The sequence below is a fragment of the Variovorax sp. WDL1 genome (assembly GCF_001541225.1).
In the GTDB taxonomy this organism is placed as follows: Bacteria; Pseudomonadota; Gammaproteobacteria; order Burkholderiales; family Burkholderiaceae_C; genus Variovorax.
On sequence record NZ_LMTS01000301.1, the window covers coordinates 1 to 311 of the forward strand.

Here is a 311-nt window from a genome sequence, read left to right on the forward strand (position 1 = left end):
GTGGAGCTGGTGTCGCGGCTGGCGCCGCTGGTGCAGGACGTGGTGATCACCGGCCATGACCGCGATGCGGTGGGCATGCTGGTCTTCCCGAGCGCGCAGGCGGCGCAGCGCCCGCGCGAGGAGCTGGCGGCGGCATTGCTTCGCACGATGCGCGCCATGCACGACGAGGGGGCGGGCTCCTCGCGATGCCCGGTGCGCGCACTGGTGCTGACCTCGCCGCCGGACATCGATGCCGGCGAGATCACGGACAAGGGCTACATCAACCAGCGTGCGGTGCTGCTGCGGCGCGCGGCGGAGGTGGAGCGGCTGCA

General features: G+C 72.7%; 1 pseudogene. It reads left to right on the forward strand.

Annotation, left to right across the window (positions count from 1 at the left end):
* A pseudogene (locus APY03_RS42985) lies at positions 1-311 on the forward strand (feruloyl-CoA synthase); the annotation flags it as partial.